At 60.6% G+C, this 16,614-nt stretch carries 15 protein-coding genes and 1 tRNA gene; 9 read left to right on the top strand and 7 right to left on the bottom strand.

Features of this window, described 5'->3' with window-relative positions:
- Window positions 1-11: 11 nt before the first annotated feature.
- Complete coding sequence (locus tag U0L91_RS02545) at window positions 12-1,289, top strand: O-antigen ligase family protein (RefSeq protein ID WP_330044621.1); 1,278 nt, start codon at window positions 12-14, stop codon at window positions 1,287-1,289.
- Window positions 1,267-1,464, top strand: a complete 198-nt coding sequence (locus tag U0L91_RS02540) for a ferredoxin-thioredoxin reductase catalytic domain-containing protein (RefSeq protein ID WP_330044620.1) — start codon at window positions 1,267-1,269, stop codon at window positions 1,462-1,464. Before U0L91_RS02545 ends, U0L91_RS02540 begins: the two co-directional genes overlap by 23 nt.
- A 73-nt stretch (window positions 1,465-1,537) precedes the next feature.
- Here the strand turns inward: U0L91_RS02540 and U0L91_RS02535 are convergent, their stop codons facing one another.
- Both U0L91_RS02535 and U0L91_RS02530 read right to left on the bottom strand, forming a co-directional pair.
- Entirely contained in the window at window positions 1,538-2,818 is a 1,281-nt protein-coding gene (locus tag U0L91_RS02535; RefSeq protein ID WP_330044618.1) for an NAD(P)-dependent oxidoreductase, read from the bottom strand.
- Window positions 2,819-2,914: 96 nt separating this feature from the next.
- Window positions 2,915-4,102: a nucleotidyltransferase family protein gene (locus tag U0L91_RS02530; RefSeq protein WP_330044616.1), complete on the bottom strand. Its 1,188-nt coding sequence runs from the start codon at window positions 4,100-4,102 to the stop codon at window positions 2,915-2,917.
- 138 nt (window positions 4,103-4,240) lie between these two features.
- On the opposite strand from U0L91_RS02530, the gene U0L91_RS02525 reads away from it, so the two are divergent.
- Window positions 4,241-5,449 (top strand): acetate/propionate family kinase, encoded by a 1,209-nt coding sequence (locus U0L91_RS02525; protein WP_330044614.1) that lies wholly within the window; start codon window positions 4,241-4,243, stop codon window positions 5,447-5,449.
- 92 nt (window positions 5,450-5,541) lie between these two features.
- Here U0L91_RS02525 and U0L91_RS02520 read toward each other — a convergent pair whose 3' ends face one another.
- On the bottom strand, window positions 5,542-6,180 hold the full coding sequence (locus U0L91_RS02520) for a type I phosphoribosyltransferase (protein ID WP_330044613.1): 639 nt from the start codon (window positions 6,178-6,180) through the stop codon (window positions 5,542-5,544).
- A gap of 239 nt (window positions 6,181-6,419) precedes the next feature.
- Between U0L91_RS02520 and U0L91_RS02515 the strand changes: the two genes are divergently transcribed.
- Together U0L91_RS02515 and U0L91_RS02510 are read left to right on the top strand one after the other, a co-directional pair.
- Complete coding sequence (locus U0L91_RS02515) at window positions 6,420-7,319, top strand: DnaD domain-containing protein (RefSeq protein ID WP_330044611.1); 900 nt, start codon at window positions 6,420-6,422, stop codon at window positions 7,317-7,319.
- A gap of 3 nt (window positions 7,320-7,322) precedes the next feature.
- Window positions 7,323-8,294 carry an ATP-binding protein gene (locus U0L91_RS02510; protein ID WP_330044609.1) on the top strand — a complete coding sequence of 324 codons (972 nt, stop codon included), beginning with the start codon at window positions 7,323-7,325 and terminating at the stop codon, window positions 8,292-8,294.
- Window positions 8,295-8,338: 44 nt separating this feature from the next.
- Here U0L91_RS02510 and U0L91_RS02505 read toward each other — a convergent pair whose 3' ends face one another.
- Complete coding sequence (locus tag U0L91_RS02505) at window positions 8,339-10,795, bottom strand: HAD-IC family P-type ATPase (protein WP_330044607.1); 2,457 nt, start codon at window positions 10,793-10,795, stop codon at window positions 8,339-8,341.
- A gap of 175 nt (window positions 10,796-10,970) precedes the next feature.
- Between U0L91_RS02505 and U0L91_RS02500 the strand changes: the two genes are divergently transcribed.
- Window positions 10,971-11,047: transfer RNA gene (locus tag U0L91_RS02500), tRNA-Val, on the top strand.
- Between the two features lie 216 nt (window positions 11,048-11,263).
- Here the strand turns inward: U0L91_RS02500 and U0L91_RS02495 are convergent.
- From U0L91_RS02495 to U0L91_RS02485, 3 genes are all read right to left on the bottom strand, one after another.
- A complete protein-coding gene (locus tag U0L91_RS02495) occupies window positions 11,264-11,710 on the bottom strand; it encodes an Hsp20/alpha crystallin family protein (RefSeq protein WP_330044605.1) in 447 nt (148 codons plus the stop codon).
- Between the two features lie 418 nt (window positions 11,711-12,128).
- Complete coding sequence (locus U0L91_RS02490; RefSeq protein WP_330044604.1) at window positions 12,129-12,692, bottom strand: DUF4830 domain-containing protein; 564 nt, start codon at window positions 12,690-12,692, stop codon at window positions 12,129-12,131.
- A gap of 79 nt (window positions 12,693-12,771) precedes the next feature.
- On the bottom strand, window positions 12,772-13,620 hold the full coding sequence (locus U0L91_RS02485; protein WP_330044602.1) for a glycerophosphodiester phosphodiesterase family protein: 849 nt from the start codon (window positions 13,618-13,620) through the stop codon (window positions 12,772-12,774).
- Window positions 13,621-13,804: 184 nt separating this feature from the next.
- Between U0L91_RS02485 and U0L91_RS02480 the strand changes: the two genes are divergently transcribed.
- The 3 genes from U0L91_RS02480 to U0L91_RS02470 are packed head-to-tail and all read left to right on the top strand — an operon-like array spanning window position 13,805 to window position 16,591.
- A complete protein-coding gene (locus tag U0L91_RS02480) occupies window positions 13,805-14,494 on the top strand; it encodes a response regulator transcription factor (protein ID WP_330044601.1) in 690 nt (229 codons plus the stop codon).
- A 17-nt stretch (window positions 14,495-14,511) separates the two neighbouring features.
- The gene (locus U0L91_RS02475) at window positions 14,512-16,026 is read left to right on the top strand and encodes a sensor histidine kinase (protein ID WP_330044599.1); all 1,515 of its coding nucleotides are present in this window, start codon (window positions 14,512-14,514) and stop codon (window positions 16,024-16,026) included.
- Window positions 16,027-16,051: 25 nt separating this feature from the next.
- Window positions 16,052-16,591, top strand: coding sequence for an AI-2E family transporter (locus tag U0L91_RS02470; RefSeq protein ID WP_330044597.1), 540 nt, complete (start codon window positions 16,052-16,054; stop codon window positions 16,589-16,591).
- Window positions 16,592-16,614 lie beyond the last annotated feature (23 nt).

The following is a 16,614-nucleotide window of genomic DNA, read 5'->3' as shown; positions in this document are numbered from 1 at the left end:
AGGTCTTGCCCATGGACACCGCGCTGCAGAGCAGCCGGCGTACCCATCTGTTCCGTCAGGTCATGCCCGGCGACAGGGTTTTCTGCACCGCCGTGGTCATGCTGCTGATCCTTTCCGAGGTGTTCAGCTCCAACATTCAGACAACGCTGCCCACCTTCAGCTACGTCTGCCGGCTGGCCCTGACCGTCGGCACGACGGCGCTGCTCATCGGCAAGCTTCTGTTTTTCACCGACTGGGATTCCCGTCGCCAGCCGGTCATCGCCGCAGTTGCCGTGCTGTATGCGGCAGCCGCCGCCTGGTACGGCAACGATCAGTGGTTCTTTCTGGCCGTTCTGATCGGAACCGCCGCCAAGGGCGTGGATCTGCGCCGGGCGCTGCGCGTCTATCTGGCAGCGGCTGTGGCCGGTCTGGTGGTGGTTCAGCTGCTCCACTACACGACCGATCTGATTCCTTTCAGCTACTACTGCCGCAACTGGGACTATGGTTACGGTCATTACAACGGGTACGGCGCCCGTCTGGCCGGTGTGTTCTTTGCCTGGGGCTGGCTGCGCTGGCCCCGGCTGAAACTGTGGGACTGGGCCGGGCTGACGGCCCTGGCTGTCTACACGCTGCTGGTGCCCGGAAGCCGGGGCGCCGGCATGACGATGGTGATGCTGCTGGTCCTGTTTGCGGCGCAGAAACTGCTGCCTGCCTTTTTTGAAAGCCGGGTCTGGCACGGTATTGTGCTGGCTCTGATGCCGCTGGCCACCGCCGGCAGTCTGGTGGCCGGCTACCTGTTCGATCCGGGAAATCCGGGAGCCACCCCGCTGCTCGAAAAACTCAACCGTCTGCTGTCCGGTCGGTTCGAGGTATGGCATCATGTGTTCTGGCGGTTTCCGATCTGGCACGTCGAGGAGGACGGCACCACCTGGTACCACGGGGAGATGCCGGCCACCTTCTCTCTGTTCGGCGGGGTTGCCACCGACGGGGACGAGCACCATGCGATTGACAATGCCTTCCTGGCCCTGCCGATGAACAAAGGGCTGGTGGGGGCTGTCCTGATCGGGGCGATGTTCCTGTTTTTGCTGTGGAGGCTTTGCCGCCGCGGCCGTACCGGCGAGACGTTGTTCCTGGCCGCAATTCTGTTGTATTTTCTGATGGAGAACAAACCGTTCCTGTTCTCGGCAGATCCGTTTGTTTTTCTGCTGCCCGCTGCCCTGCTCACTCCGCGGGGTGCGCCGCTGCCGGTGGTTTGTCCCCGTCCGCAATCTGATGAGGAGGTATCTTATGGCAAAGTTTCATCTGAATGACGACACCGAGCTGGTCAACAGCATCCGGGAAGGTCTCAAAAAGACCGGCGGGTACTGCCCCTGCCGGCTGGCCCGCACCGAGGAAAACCGCTGCATCTGCAAGGAATTCCGCGAACAGCTGGAAGATCCGAATTTCCACGGCAGCTGCCACTGCGGCCTTTACGTCAAGGACTAAAACGAATACGCCCCGGAGTCTGTCTCTCGGACTCCGGGGCGTATTGTTTGGAGGAGGCTGTGCGGCAGGCGAATCAGTTGCCGTCATCGTTCTCTGCCACAGGAACATCTGCATATTCATCCGGCGGGTCGGGAGGCAGCGTCTGCATGTACTGATGCATGGCCTCTGCCACCTTCTTGCTGTATGCCACGGCTTCCACGACGGTGCGGGCGCCGTTGACGGCGTCGCCCGAGGCGAAGATGCCGGGTCGTGTGGTGCGCCCCACCTCATCGGTCACAAAGAGGCCGCGGGCGTTGGTTTCCAGTCCTTCGGTGCTCTCGGTGATCGTCGTGCAGGCGCCCTGGCTGATCGAGACAATCACACTGTCCGCCGGGTAGAGCATCTCGGTGCCGGGGATCTCGGTCAGCGTGCCGTCCTCGGCCTCCTGGAGATCGCGGAACACCACCCCGCGGTCGGTGATCTCCACCGGCTTTTTGTTGAAGACAAAATCCACGCCTTCCAGCCGGGCATAGCTCGCCTCATACTCACTGGCCGCGATCTTTTTGGACAGCGAGAAACACTGCAGATGCCGGGTTCCGTGCCGGATGGCCGTGCGGGCCACATCCATGGCGGCGTTGCCGGCACCGATGACGATGACGCGGTTGCCCAGGTGATAGACATCGGGGTTCTGCAGGTAGTTGATGGCAAAATGTACGTTGCCGTTGCTTTCGCCCTTGATGTGCAGCGCATTGGGGCGCCAGACGCCGGTACCGATAAAGATGGCCTTGTAGCCGTCGCGGATCAGGTCATCCACCTTGAGCGCCTTGCCGACATCGGTATTGGGGCGGACCTTGATGCCCTTGAGCCGGAGATGGCGGTATTCAAAGTCATCCAGGACGCTCTTGGGCAAGCGGAATTCCGGGATTCCGTACCGCAGCACGCCGCCGATTTTATCATGGCTTTCAAAAATCGTGACATCGTATCCGTAGCGGGCCAGAATGACCGCGATGGTCAGTCCCGCCGGGCCGGACCCGATGATGGCGGCCTTCTTGCCGTTGGAGGGCGCGGGGCCGTGGGTCATCTGGCTGGCGTAGGTGGAGGAGATATAGTTTTCAATGACGGAAAAGTGCACCGGTGACCCCTTGATGCCGCGGACACAGTGTCCTTCGCACTGCTTCTCATGGTTGCAGACCAGGCTGCACACCGTGGTGAGCGGGTTGTTCTCGAACAGCATCCGTCCTGCCTCGTTGAGGCGGTTCTCCTTGAGCAGCCGGATGACTTCCGGGATGTTGGTGTGAATCGGACAGCCCTGCTGACAGCGGGGATTTTTACAGCCGAGACAGTGGTTTGCTTCATCCATTACATGCAGTGCCATGGTTCTCCTCATTTCCAAGCGCAGATTTCGCAAGGATTTTGCGCAGTGTTGCTGCAACAATCCTGCAAGTTTGCGTCCGTTTTATCCATACAAGTATTATAATAGCACCACCTGCCCGGTGTACGCAAGCCCCACCGGCTGGGTTTTGACGCGGCAGAGTGCCGAAAAATCGACTGCTCTGCTGTGCAATCTGACAATCGCCGCAGCCTCCGCACCGGATGCCTTGAGCCGGGCCAGCGAAGTTGACGCCGGGAGTGTGGCTTTTCCCAGCAGCGGCAGCGCACTGCGGCGCGCCCCGAGCAGATGAAGATAGGGCGGCAGGGTGGGCAGACCGTCGGCGGGAATGTCCAGCACGGCATCCAGCACAAACCGACGCAGGCGGGCGGTGGGATAGCGTTTGGTCTTGAGCCGCTCCATCAGGTCCGGCAGGGTTTCGGCCGCAGACACCGCCGCGGCAAGGCGGTTTTCCAGCCCCTCCCCTGCCCCGCGCACACCGGCAAACTGTCGGGCCGGACAGCCGCGCAGGCGGGCCAGAACGGCGGTACTGGTCTTGGCGGGATCGCTCAGCAGTCCCGCCGCCGCAGCATCCCGGTAGAGCGCCATGGCCGCGTCGGGCAGATAGGGTGCCGCCGCTTCCAGCCCTTGGGCAGAAAGGCAGTTCCGGATCATCGTTGCCGACGCCATGGGCCGGCCGGCACCGAACCCGGCGGACTGTTGCCCATGTCCGGCACCCAGCCGCGGCAGCGGGAGCGGCTGCATCCGGGCACCGCTGCGCAGAATGGCCTTGCAGTATTCCACCCCCAGCGTATTGTTGGGGCTGGTCAGCAGCGCCGCTGATGCGGGGTCCAGCGTTTCCATCGCCGCCGACCGGGCCGCCGCAAAGGGCAGTCCGGCATCCAGACGGCTGCGCAGGGCCGCCGCAAATGCCGGAGAATCCAGCCGCCGGGCCGTTTGCATCAGCAATGCGGCATCCGGGGTTTCGGCACCAAAGGCGAGGGTATCGCACCCCAGCGCCTGCAGAAGATGCACCCCCGCAGCGGCAAAGGTCTCGGCACTCGCGTTGGCATAGGGCACCGGCAGCGCCACAACAAGGTCGGCCCCCGCCTGCAGTGCGGCCCGGACCCGGACCGATTCGGGATAAACCGGAAGGCTGCCGCGCTGCACTGCACCGGTGCTCATGCAGACCGCGATGGTCTGTGCGCCGCGCTGCCGCAGTTCGGAAAGCTGCCAGGCATGGCCGTTGTGGAAGGGGTTATACTCGGCGATAATTCCCGCAAATTTCATAAAAAGTTCCTCTGGTCTGCGCAATTTTAGTTCGATCATGACGAAAAGAGCCTTGCAATGTTTTCGTCTTCATTATATAATAAATCTGTATGAAACAAAAGGGTCAAAGCCCATATGAAATGAAGGAGGATATCCCCAATGAAGATCCTTGTTATCAATTGTGGCTCTTCCAGCCTGAACTATCAGCTGATTGATATGGACGGCGAAAAGGTGCTGTGCAAGGGCCTGTGCGAACGCATCGGCATGGAAAGCAGCATGATCACGCACGAAGCCAACGGCACCAAGGCCACCACCCCCGCGATCTTCCCCACCCACACCGAGGCATTTGCCGAGGTCGTCAAGAAGATGACCACCGGTGCCGGCAAGGTCATCGACTCGCCTTCCGAGATCGATGCCATCGGCCACCGTGTTGTCCATGGCGGCGAGAAGTTCCAGTCCAGCTGCCTGATCACCCCCGAAGTGATCGCCACGCTGCATGAGCTGAGCCCGCTGGCGCCTCTGCACAACCCCGCCGGCATCCTGGGCATCGAGGCCGCGAAGAAGGTGTTCGGTGACATCCCCAATGTGGCTGTCTTTGATACCGCCTTCCATTCCACCATGCCCCCGAAGGCCTACATGTACGCCATTCCTTACGAGTACTATGAGAAGTACGGCGTCCGCCGCTACGGCTTCCACGGCACCAGCCACAAGTATGTGAGCCATCGTGCCGCCGAGTACCTGGAAGAGCCCATTGAGCGCCTGAAGCTCATCACCTGCCATCTGGGCAACGGTTCCTCCATTGCCGCTGTCGACCAGGGCAAGGTTGTCGATACTTCCATGGGCATGACCCCGCTGGCCGGTCTGATGATGGGCACCCGCTGCGGTGACCTGGACCCGTCGGTGGTCAACTACCTGAAGTATACGCTGAACATCACCGGCCATCAGCTGGACGAGATCCTGAACAAGAAGTCCGGCCTGCTGGGTGTTTCCGGCGTTTCCAGCGATATGCGCGACGTTGAGAAGGCTGCCAAGGAAGGCAACAAGCGTGCACAGCTGGCCAGCGATATGCTGAACTACCAGATCAAGAAGACCATCGGCAGCTACATTGCCGCGATGGGCGGCGTGGATGCCATCGTCTTTACCGGCGGTATCGGCGAGCATGATGCCGAGTCCCGTTCCAAGATCTGCCATCACATGGATTGGCTGGGCATCCGCATCGACACCGAGAAGAACGCCACTGCCAACAAGCAGAACAAGGACGTTGTGGAAATCACCGCCTGGGGCGCCAAGGTCCGTACGCTGGTTATCGAGACCAACGAGGAGCTCATGATCGCCCGCGATACCAAGGAAGTCCTGGAGTCCAAGTAAGACATTCCCGGAATCCGAAACAGAAAAAGAACACCGGCGCTTTCCCGGCCGTACTGGCCACCGGAAAGCGCCGGTGTTTTGGTTTTTTCGGATTACAGGCTGGAATAGCCGTAACTGTTGACGAGTGCATCAATCCGCTTCCCCGCCTTGCACCAGGGGCAATCGTGGGAATCGTAGCTTTCGTAGTGATCCAGGTCATTGGGATTGAAGATCGAGACCACCGGATAGCCTTCGCACTCCTCCACGGTTGCGAAGATGGCGGCAATGCCCGCCACCAGGCCGCCGTAGTAGTTCACCGCTTCGACTGCCGCCTGCACGGTGTAGCCCGTCGTGACCGATGCCGCCAGGATCAGCACATGCTTGCCGGAAATCATCGGCGCCGTATTCTCCCGGAACAGCAGCTGGCTGCCCGAGGTGTGCTCCGGCCGGACAATGTAGATGGTCTGGTGCGCGTTCATGTTGGCGTACCCGTCGCGGGTCAGCTCGCTGGCGACGCAGGTGCCGATCACCTCGGTGCCGTCCAGACAGAGGACCGTGTCAATGATGGTATTGTGGGTATAGGCAGCCACCAGCTCCTGCGCCACGGCGCGGGCCTCGGACAGACGGGTCTTCTGCATGGTCACGTCAATATAGTAATTGATATGGCTATGGCTGGTCGCAAAATGCCCATGCGCAACACGCAGCAGCAGATTTTTCTTTTTGGTGGGGAGTTTAACAAGATTGATCGCCATGGGAACCACTCCTTTGTGCGGCTGGCAGCCGTAATATTCATCCTTACTATTTTATTCTAAAGAAATCCGCCCGGAGGCGCAAGTCAAAACCGCCAAAATGTTCACCAAACTCTTGCAAATCTTTTTGTCAGTTTCCACAATAGGCGGCCGTCTCCCGGGCCGGGCCGCGCTTTACACGGTCGGGCCGCGATGGTATAATAGGACTGTTGTAAACTGGAATGTTGGAGGCTTTGCACACGATGGGATACAAACTGGCCGAGCAGAACGGGGACAGCGTGGCCGTACCGCGCCTGGTTTTTGCCCACCTGACCCGGGCGGACGGCGACACGGTACGGGTCGCGCTCTATCTGCTGGGCGGCGGCGCACCGGAACCGCGGACCATCGCCCACGACCTGGGTCTGCCCAGTGTGGAAGCCGCCAAGCGCGCCCTGCAATACTGGGCCGGCGCCGGGCTGCTCGTGAGTGAGCGCGGCGTGACGCTGGCACAGACCGATGTACAGAAAGCCGCCGTGATTGATCTGTCGACGATCAACGACCCCTATGTATCGGTGCTGTGCGAGGAGGCCCAGACGGCATTCGGCAAGGCGCTGAGCCGCGGCGAGATGCAGCGGCTGGTGGGGCTGTACCTCAACGAGGGCTGGCAGCCCGACGTGGTACTGCTCTGCTGTGCCGAGGTAGCCCGGCAGGGACGCCGGACCATCGGTGCGCTGAGCCGGGAACTGATCCGTTGGCGGGAAGCCGGTGTTGAAACCGGTGAGGATGCCGAGCGGTATCTCAAGCGTCAGGCACTGCGTGAGGACTGGTGTGCCGAGGCCGCCAAACTGTTTGGCGTTGAGCCGGCCCAGCTGTCCCGCTGGGAACGGGGTGCCGTGGCGCGCTGGCACGAGGATTGGGGCTACGGCGCCGACATGATCGAGGAAGCCCTGCTCCATGCCGAGAACCACCGTACCGTCCGGTATGTGGACGGCATCCTGCGTTCCTGGCACGCCCAGGGGCTGGCCGGGGTTCAGGCCGTACGCGGCCAGGGACAGCTTTCGGGCAGCAACATCCTTTCGACGGGTGCCAAACCCGCCGCCCCCAAGACCGATCTGTTCCAGACCGACTGGAATTCTGTTTTTGATGACACGACGGAGGAATAAGCCATGCGCACCAAAGATGAGCTGTACCGTGAAGCGCTGCGCCATGTGGCGGGGCGGCGTCAGCGTGCCGTGATGGAGGCGCAGCGGGCCCGGGCTTCGGCCTATTCCGTCCATCCCGAACTGCGCGAGGCCGAGGAGGCCCGCACCCGCGCCGGGCTGGCCCTGACGATGGCTGCGGCCCGCGGGGCTGATCTGGACAAGGCCAGCGCCGCGCTGAGCCAGGCGGATGCCAAACTGCAGGCAGCTTATGCGGCCGCCGGCTACGCCCCCGCCGATCTGGAACCGCGGTTTGTCTGTCCGCTCTGCCGGGATTCCGGCATCCGGGACGGCAAGCCCTGCAGCTGTGTGGCTGCGGTGGCGCGGAGTCTGCGGCGGGATGAAATCAACGCCGCCAGTCCGCTGGCCTTGTGCGGGTTTGAAACCTTCTGTCTGGACCGCTATCCCACCGAGCCGGACCCCGAACTGGGCGGTTCTCCGCGGGAGTATATGAGCAAGGTACTGCGGTACTGCCGCAGCTATGCGGAAAATTTCAACGGGTCCAGCCGGGGCCTTATGTTCATCGGCAGCGCGGGGCTTGGCAAGACCCACATGGCGCTGGCCATCGCCGACACCGTGCTGAACCGCGGGTTCGATGTGCTGTACACCAGTTCAGCAGCCCTGGCCGCCCGGCTGGGCCGCGAACATTTTGACCGCGATGCCGGGGACACCTGGCTGGATGCCTGCAAGGAGGCCGATCTGCTGATTCTGGACGATCTTGGCACCGAGTACATCACCCAGCTGACCATCAGCGTATTGTATGAGCTGATCAACACCCGGATGCTCTGCCACCGTCCGACGATCTACACGTCCAACATTGTGGACCAGTCCATCTTTGAGGCGCGGTACACCGAAAAGGTGGCCAGCCGGATTCTGGGCAGCTGCAAGGTCCTCAAATTCTTTGGCGAGGACCAGCGTCTGCGCCGGGCACAGAAATAACAAAACAAGGCGGTATTCCGATCGGGGAATACCGCCTTGTTGCTTTATTGGGGATCGGAGCGTCTGGGCAGCCGGCGATACAGCTCGTTGCCTGCCCGGGTCAGCCATTGCAGGCCGCGCTCGATGGAGTTGAGCGTCTGCACGACCAGCAGCAGGAACACCACCAGCACCAGCATTCCCTGGGTATCGAGCGGCGTCAGTTCCAGATACCGCCCGACCACCGCCAGCGAGAGCAGGGTCAGGGCCGCCATACCGCCCCACAAGGCCGCATGGGCCGGGGTGAAGGGTTTGCAGACATCCCACAGAACCGCCAGTCCGACCGCCAGCAGCAGGACCGTCGTGATGGTGGTCAGGGTCTGGTTAGGCAGATCGAAGGCAAAGACAAAGGCTTCGATGCCGAGGACCAGCAGCAGATCGGTCAGGCCGCCGGGCAGTGCCGCCCGCAACACATTGAGGATGAACTTGCCGCGGATGAGTTCCCGGTTGGGTTCCAGCGCCAGGGCAAAGGACGGGATGCCGATGGTGACCGCCGAGAGCAGCGTCAGCTGCAGCGGCTGCAGCGGGTACGGCATCGTGACGAAGAGTGTCACAAAGGTCAGCAGGAAAGAGAAAATATTCTTGACCAGGAAGAGCGATGCGGACCGCTGGATGTTGTTGATGACGCGTCGGCCTTCGGCCACCACGGCGGGCAGGCCGGAGAAGTCCGATTCCAGCAGCACGAGCTGTGCCACCTGGCTTGCGGCCTGGGCCCCGGACGCCATCGCAATGCCGCAGTCCGCATCCTTGAGGGCCAACACATCGTTGACGCCGTCGCCGGTCATGGCCACGGTATGGCCCTCCGCCTGCAGAGCCTTGACCAGCTTGCGTTTCTGGGCGGGGGTGACGCGGCCGAACACGGTACAGCGGTTCGCCGCTTCCCGCACAGCGGCATCATCGGTCAGCGTGGCGGCGTCCACATAGTGTTCCGCGCCGGGAATTCCGGCCTGCCGCGCCACCTCACTGACCGCAACCGGGTTATCCCCCGAAATCACCTTGATCTGGACACCCTGCTCGGCAAAATACCGGAAGGTCTGCGGTGCCTCGGGACGAATCCGGTTGGCCACCGGCAGCAGGGCCACAAACTTCAATGCGGCAGTATCCAGCCCCGTCCTGGGGTCGGGGGTCTGGTCGGTATGGGCAAGAAGCAGCACACGGCTGCCTTTTTCCAGGAAGGGGCTGACCTGGTCGGCCAGTTCGGGATAGCGGTCCGCCGCGACAAATTCCGGCGCCCCCACCACAAAACTGCCGTTGTCACCAAAGGTGGCGGCGCTCCATTTATAGGCGGAGTCAAAGGGCACGGCCGCGGTCCGTTCCCAGCTCCTGCCCGGTGTACCGGCAAATTTCTGGACCAGGGCCCGGGCCGTATCGTTATCGGGTTCCGTTCCGGCATAGATGCTCCGCAGTGCGGTCAGGACCTTGTCGGCGGGCCAGGCGTCGGGTGCCAGCAGCAGCGGGTCGGCGGCCTCCATCCGGGCTTCGGTGATCGTACCGGTCTTATCCACGCAGAGCACATCAACGCGTGCCAGTGTCTCGATGCAGTTCATATCCTGTGCCAGCACCTTGCGCCGGGCCAGGCGGATCATACTGACTGCCAGCGCCACGCTGGTCAACAGGTAAAGTCCTTCGGGGATCATGCCGATCAGGGCGGCCACCGTCGCTTCCACCGAATCCCGCAGGGGCAGTTCCAGGCTGACGTACTGTTTGCAGAACATGACGATGCCCATGGGGATCAGCGCAATGCCGATAACGCGGATCAGCTTGTCCAGCGAGCGCATCATCTCCCCTTTCGGCACTTTATGGCCGCCTTCCCGGGCTTCGGTGGCCAGCCGGTTGGCGTAACTGTCCGCCCCCACCCGGGTCAGCCGGGCGGTGCACCGGCCGGAAACCAGAAAGCTGCCGGAACGCAGCTGGTCTCCCGGTGCCTTGCTGACCGGTTCGGCTTCGCCGGTGATCAGCGCTTCGTTGGCATGCGCACTGCCACTGCAGACAACCGCATCGGCACAGATCTGTTCCCCTGCGGTGAACTCCACAATATCATCCCGCACCAGGTGGTCACTGGGCAGCATCTGGATTTCACCGCTGCGCAGGCAGCGGACCTTATGGGCCGCCACCAGGGTGAGCTGGTCCACCGTGTGTTTGCTGCGCAGCTGCTGCACAATGCCGATGACGGTGTTGGCAATCACCACACCCAGAAAGGTCATATTGGCATAGGAACCGACCAGCGCCAGGCAGACAGCCAGCACAACAAAGACCAGATTGAAAAAGGTAAAGATATTGTCGCGGACAATCTGGCTGTCGCTGCGGGTGGGAGACTCGGCGGCACGGTTATCCAGCCCGGCCGCCATCCGCTCCTCGACCTGTACGCCGGTCAGGCCGACGGCAGGATCGGTTTCGAGCGGCGGCACCTTGCAGACCGGCTGCGGCACTTCCTCCGGTTTCTGCGGTCGATGTAAGTTCAGCAAAGGACTCCCTCCCTTTTTTATTCCTGTTATTATAGACGAATGGATATGAACAAATAAAGCATTCCCAAGGGATTTTCGGTGGAATCCGTCCGGGAGGCGGGGTTCCTGCAAAAAAATCCATTTAACCCTTGACAAAATCACCTTCTGCGCTTATAATATCATTTGTCAGCCAAATGGATGATTAGCTCAGCTGGTTAGAGCGCTGCGTTCACATCGCAGAGGTCGAGGGTTCGAGTCCCCCATCCTCCACCAGAACATAAAGATCCGGGTCCCGGTTTCGGGGCCCGGATTTTTTGGTATATCCGACAAAAAGCCGGGGCAGCTGCTTTCCTGAAGAAAGTCGTCTGCCCCGGCTTTCGCTATTTCTTTGCTGCCATGGTGCGATCAGATTTGCGTTCCGGCCGCCCTTCCGACAGAAAATCAAAAAAGGGGGAGAGCCCCCACAGCAGGGCCCTCCCCTTTTGAGAATCACTCGATCGTGATGCTGCTTTCAGCAGGAAGCTGCTGCTTGGCCACTTTGGGCAGCGACAGCTTCAGAATGCCATCCTCGAAGTGCGCCTTGATGTCCTCCGGCTTGACCGTCTCGCCCACATAGAAGCTGCGGCCACACTCGCCGGAGTAACGCTCCTGACGGATATAACGGCCTTTCTTGTTCTGCTCGTCCTTATCCAGGGCCTTGGCAGCATGGATGGTCAGATACCCATCCTTCAGGTCAACCTTGACCTCGTCCTTCTTGAATCCGGGCAGGTCAACGTCCACCTCATAGCCGTTGTCCGTTTCGCGCACATCGGTCTTCATGATCGCCTTTGCATGCTTGCCGTACAGCGCATCGCGTACACTGTGCATGTCAGAAAGGTCAAAGGGGTCATTCATAACATCATCGAACAGGTTCTCACCAAAAATGATAGGCAACATAAGTCATTCCTCCAATCCGTTACTTGAACGGCTCGTAGCTGTGTGGGAGAAAATCCATCGCGCGGTCGCGAGCTTTGTTACCCGTTTCATCCGTTTGTGGCGGATGCTCACTTTTGCCAGCCGGAACACACCGTGACGGCATCCCCCGGCTGTATATTTACTATAGCACCCGATGGAAGAAAGTCAAGACATCCGGGGCCAGGATTTGAATTTTTCACAAATGAAACCTGCAAAGAATTATCGTAAACACGATTATATTTCCGAGTTTCCGGCACAGTTCCGGCTCTTGTCGTCCGGAATGCAACCGTATGCAGCTTTTATTCAGAAATGACATGATTATGCATGAAATCAGAATAAATATACGTTATTCCCGGCTGCAAAGGCGGCGGAACATCCCGGGATGCTCCGCCGCCTTTGGTCATTCAGTCGGATACAGGCTCTCATCGATCAGCGCTTCGGTCTCAGCCGCGGTCTCGGATACCGAATCGGAGGCGGACTCGGCGGTTTCGGGTGCGGCTGCGCTGAGCAGGCCGGTCACCTCTCCGGACGGTTTGGCGAGCAGATAGGACCCCACCGGCTTGGTCTTATACACGAGCAGCACACAGTAGGTGTCATTCTCCCCGTCCGACAAGGTGGGGCACAGTGCCGTCCACTTTTCCACCGTCTTGCCTTTATAGTCGGCAAGGGAAAGCCCGCTCTCCCCCACCACCTGGTTGAAGGCGCTGAAGCTGTCATCCCACTTTTTGGGGATCTTGACCTTATCCACCGCCGCCGTGCTCAGGTCAATCTCAAAGCCATAGCCGGTAAAATAGGTCGCAATGTCCTGGGTCGTATCGATGGTGGTTTCCACCGTGGCGCTGGCGGTCACACTCTGGCCGGCCAGATGCACCGCCGCCGTGACGGTACCCGCCAGACACACCGCACACAGAGCAAGCGCGCCCGCCTGCCGAAGGCCCGGTTTGGTAACAGTAAAGAGAAACATAGACGCAGCCCCCTCATGATGTAGCAATGGTCGTTTTTCATTGCCAATCTATGAGGGGGCCGCGGTGATTAGAACTGTTTCAATGTCCGTACCGGATCTGCGGCATGTACCACTGGAAAATCACGGCCTGATACCGCGCTTCGAGCGCGCTGCTGTCGTAGGTGGGCAGCGCGGTCCACATGACCATCATGGCGCCGAGGAAACGGCAGAGTCTGACCGCCCAGTTTTCCTGATCGGGGCACCAGGCGATGAAATCGGGCCGGCCCAGGAAGTTGCCCAGGCAGTGGCTGATGCAGAAAGCGCTCAGCAGGCCGGCACCCTCGGCACGGTAGGAACGGCAGCTGTCCACCAGCTGGCCGCGCAGGACATCGGGGGCCAGCTTGCGGATCCGATGCAGCACACGAGGATCAAAGCTCTCGATGCAGTAATCCCCGTTGTACTCCCGGAGGGCGGCGAGGGTGGCGCGGCAGAGCGCATCCAGGTAGGCGCCGCTGAATTCGCGGCGGCTCTTGATCTCGACGATCAGCGGAACCCGGCCGGCAACGGCGGACAGGACCTCCGAGAAGAGCGGGGCGTGTTCCCCGGTTCTGGCCAGCGGCATCCGGCGGATCTGCGAATAGTCAAAGCTGCGGACCGAGCCGCAGTTGCCGGTCATACGGTCCAGCGAATCGTCGTGAAAAACCAGCAGTTTGTGGTCCCGGCTGAACTGGACATCCAGTTCAATGCCGTAGCCGGCCTGTGCGGCTGCCTCAAAGGCGGGCAGGCTGTTTTCCGGCGGGTCCTGACGCAGGCTGAACAGTCCCCGGTGCGCATAGTTCCGGTTTTCAAACGGCGTGCGCAGTCTGCCGCGCCGGAAGGAGGGTGCCGTCAAAAAGAACACGACCAGCACCAGCAAGATCAAAACCATCCATACGACCATCCATCCCATCACTTATCCCCCCAAAAATCAGATTCCTGTTTTGTCATTATTGTACAGCGGTCGATGGGGCAATGCAAGGGGCAAAGGCCGCCGCAGACAAAGTTTGAAAAAGTCTTCAAAGATTTTTCACAAAAATACCACGCGGAACGAGTATTATGATATAGTAGAAATGGAATCGACAGGGGGTTTTTCTATGGCAAAGATTCTGATTGTTGACGACGAGCCCCGGATCCGGGATCTGATCCGCGAGCATCTGCAATATGCTGGTTTTACCTGTGCGGAGGCCGGCGACGGCACCCAGGCCCTGACCGAACTGGCCAAGGGCGGCATTGATCTGGTGATTCTGGACATTATGATGCCGTTTATGGACGGCATGACCTGTCTGCGCGAGATGCGTACCCGCAAGATCATGACCCCCGTTATCATGCTGACGGCGCGCAGTGAAGAATACGACAAGCTGGCCGGACTGGAAGGCGGCGCCGACGACTATGTGGTCAAGCCCTTCAGCCCGCGCGAACTGGTGGCCCGGGTCAAGGCCGTTCTGGCCCGCACCATGCCGGCTCAGAACAGCGAGGGGTCGGTGTACACCTTCGGCGATCTGAGCATTGACACGGCAAGCCACAGCGTCAAGGTGGCCGGACAGGAGGCCTCGCTGACGCCCAAGGAGTTTGATCTGCTGGTCTTTCTGGTCAACAACAAGGGCATTGCTCTGAGCCGGGAAAAGATCCTGCAGAAGGTCTGGAATTATGACTACTACGGTGAGGACCGCACCGTGGATACCCACATCAAAATGCTGCGCAGTCATCTGGGAAGCTGCCGCAGTTACATTGTCACCGTCTGGGGTGTGGGCTACAAATTTGACCCCGACACGGCCACAGCGTGACAAAGGAGGCCGCGGTTTTGGCAAACGCGACGGAAAACCGGCATTTCAGCATTCCGGTGGGGGTGCGGGGCCAGCTGATGCTGTTTCTGTGCGGCATCACGGCCCTGACCCTGGGGCTGGTATGGGTGCTGATCACCTATGCCCTGCAGCCCATGTACAACCGCAATATTTATCAGAAGCTTGAAAAAGAGGCCAGCGCCATTGTCGGGATGATCGATTCGGCGGACGGGCCCATCTCAAGCCGGGATTTCGGACCGCTGGAGCTCCAGAACGACGAGTTCTGGGATCAGCTGAACACCGCCCTGAGCAACGGCACCATCAATGTGGACAACTGCTGCATTGACATCAGCGACTCCACCTGCCGCAACGTGCAGTTCCTGGAAGGGCTGTACCCCTGCATCCTGCACAAGAGCATGGTATCCTTCGGTGGGGTTCCGGTCTATGCCAAGGATACCGCGACGGCCGTCCGCATGCGCCAGGTCCTCTTTTCGCAGGGAACGCTGTACGAGATTGTCGAGTCCGGCGGCAACCGCCAGATGATGGTGGGACGCTGCTCTCGTGACGGCAACTACGGCGTCATTGTCTCTTCCAGTCTGGCGCAGATCGAGACGGCCGGCGAAGTCATGCGGACCGTCCTGCCTCCGGTGGCGGTGCTGCTGATCGGTATGAACCTGCTGGTGGCTGTGCTGTTCAGCAAATGGTTCACCAAGCCGGTGCAGCAGCTCTCGGCCGGTGCGCGGGAGATTGCCGCGGGCAACTATGACGTACAGGTGGATGTGCGTCGTCGGGATGAGCTGGGACTGCTGGGCCGCGAGTTCAACCACATGGCCCAGGAGGTCAAGCACAGCGCCCAGCTGGAAAAGGACATTCTGGCCAATGTCAGCCACGATCTGCGCACCCCGCTGACCCTGATCAAGGGCTATGCCGAGACGGTGCGGGACATCACCGGCGAGGACCAGGACAAGCGCACCGAACAGTGCAACATCATTGTGGACGAGACCGACCGGCTGAGCGCGCTGGTCAACAGCGTGATGGAGCTGAGTAAGGTTTCCTCCGGTGCCGAAAAGCCGAATCTTGTGAACTTTGATATGAGCGAACTCTGCTTTGAGGTGGCCGGGCGGTATGACGCCCTCTGCGAGCAGAACGGCTGGACGCTTCAGCTGGAAGCCGACCACGCCTGCCCGGTCAGCGCCGACCCGGCGATGATGGAGCGGGTGCTGCACAATCTGCTGGGCAACGCCACCCACCACATCGGGCCGGACGGCATCTTTATCCTGCGCGCCATTCCCAAGGACAACGGCATCTGCCGTATTGAAGTGGAGGACCACGGCCCCGGGATTCCGCCTGAGGATCTGCCGCATATCTTTGACCGGTATTACCGTTCCCGCAAGGACGCCGGCAAGACCGGAACCGGACTGGGTCTGTCCATCACCAAGGCCATCCTGCAGCAGCACGGTTTTGCCTTTGGTGTGGACAGCACGCTCGGAAAAGGTTCGGTCTTCTGGTTCGAGATGAAAGCCCCCAACAAGTGAAATCACGAGAAGGAGGAGTTCCCTGATGAGCAAGATGGACCGAGAGATGGACGAATCGCTGCGCGCCAAGGTGGAAGCGCTGCACGCGGCGGACGACGAGAGCGGCGACGGGCAGATCAACCTGCCCGACCTGAAACTGCAGCTCGACCGGCTGGAAGCCCAGCTGGAACTGCAGGACGCACAGAACCGGCGGCTGCTGCGCAACCAGAAACGCAGTCTGGTCATTGCCGCGGTGCTGGTGCTGATTCTCTGCAGCCTGATGGGGCTGATGATGTTCCGGTTCAGCATTGCCTACCGCGAAGTGCTGGATGTCTGCAGTGAAGTCAACGCGCTTGCCGACACGCTGCAGGACAGCCTGAGCACGCTGGACAGCGACGAGCTGGACGCCATGATGCAGACCCTGCCCGAGATCGCCGACAAGCTGAGCAAGATTGATGTGGACGCCCTCAATGATGTGATGCAGAAACTGCCCGACACGATGGACGCCGTGACGAAGCTTCAGCAGCAGACCGAGAGCATCACCCAGTTTTTCGGCAATCTGGGCTCGGTGTTCGGGCAGTCTTAGCCGCACAATTTCCGAACCTACCA

This window comes from Gemmiger sp. (assembly GCF_036306485.1).
Taxonomy (GTDB): domain Bacteria; phylum Bacillota; class Clostridia; order Oscillospirales; family Ruminococcaceae; genus Gemmiger.
Note: the sequence above shows the minus strand (reverse complement) of the source record. Positions and strands in the feature narration are given on the sequence as shown.

Coding starts and splice junctions, on each gene's coding strand:
- U0L91_RS02480 (WP_330044601.1), top strand. CDS start 13,805: ATGGCAAAGATTCTGATTGTTGACGACGAGCCCCGGATCCGGGATCTG.
- U0L91_RS02495 (WP_330044605.1), bottom strand. CDS start 11,710: ATGTTGCCTATCATTTTTGGTGAGAACCTGTTCGATGATGTTATGAAT.
- U0L91_RS02545 (WP_330044621.1), top strand. CDS start 12: ATGGACACCGCGCTGCAGAGCAGCCGGCGTACCCATCTGTTCCGTCAG.
- U0L91_RS02510 (WP_330044609.1), top strand. CDS start 7,323: ATGCGCACCAAAGATGAGCTGTACCGTGAAGCGCTGCGCCATGTGGCG.
- U0L91_RS02530 (WP_330044616.1), bottom strand. CDS start 4,102: ATGAAATTTGCGGGAATTATCGCCGAGTATAACCCCTTCCACAACGGC.
- U0L91_RS02520 (WP_330044613.1), bottom strand. CDS start 6,180: ATGGCGATCAATCTTGTTAAACTCCCCACCAAAAAGAAAAATCTGCTG.
- U0L91_RS02470 (WP_330044597.1), top strand. CDS start 16,052: ATGAGCAAGATGGACCGAGAGATGGACGAATCGCTGCGCGCCAAGGTG.
- U0L91_RS02485 (WP_330044602.1), bottom strand. CDS start 13,620: ATGGGATGGATGGTCGTATGGATGGTTTTGATCTTGCTGGTGCTGGTC.
- U0L91_RS02525 (WP_330044614.1), top strand. CDS start 4,241: ATGAAGATCCTTGTTATCAATTGTGGCTCTTCCAGCCTGAACTATCAG.
- U0L91_RS02515 (WP_330044611.1), top strand. CDS start 6,420: ATGGGATACAAACTGGCCGAGCAGAACGGGGACAGCGTGGCCGTACCG.
- U0L91_RS02540 (WP_330044620.1), top strand. CDS start 1,267: ATGGCAAAGTTTCATCTGAATGACGACACCGAGCTGGTCAACAGCATC.
- U0L91_RS02535 (WP_330044618.1), bottom strand. CDS start 2,818: ATGGCACTGCATGTAATGGATGAAGCAAACCACTGTCTCGGCTGTAAA.
- U0L91_RS02490 (WP_330044604.1), bottom strand. CDS start 12,692: ATGTTTCTCTTTACTGTTACCAAACCGGGCCTTCGGCAGGCGGGCGCG.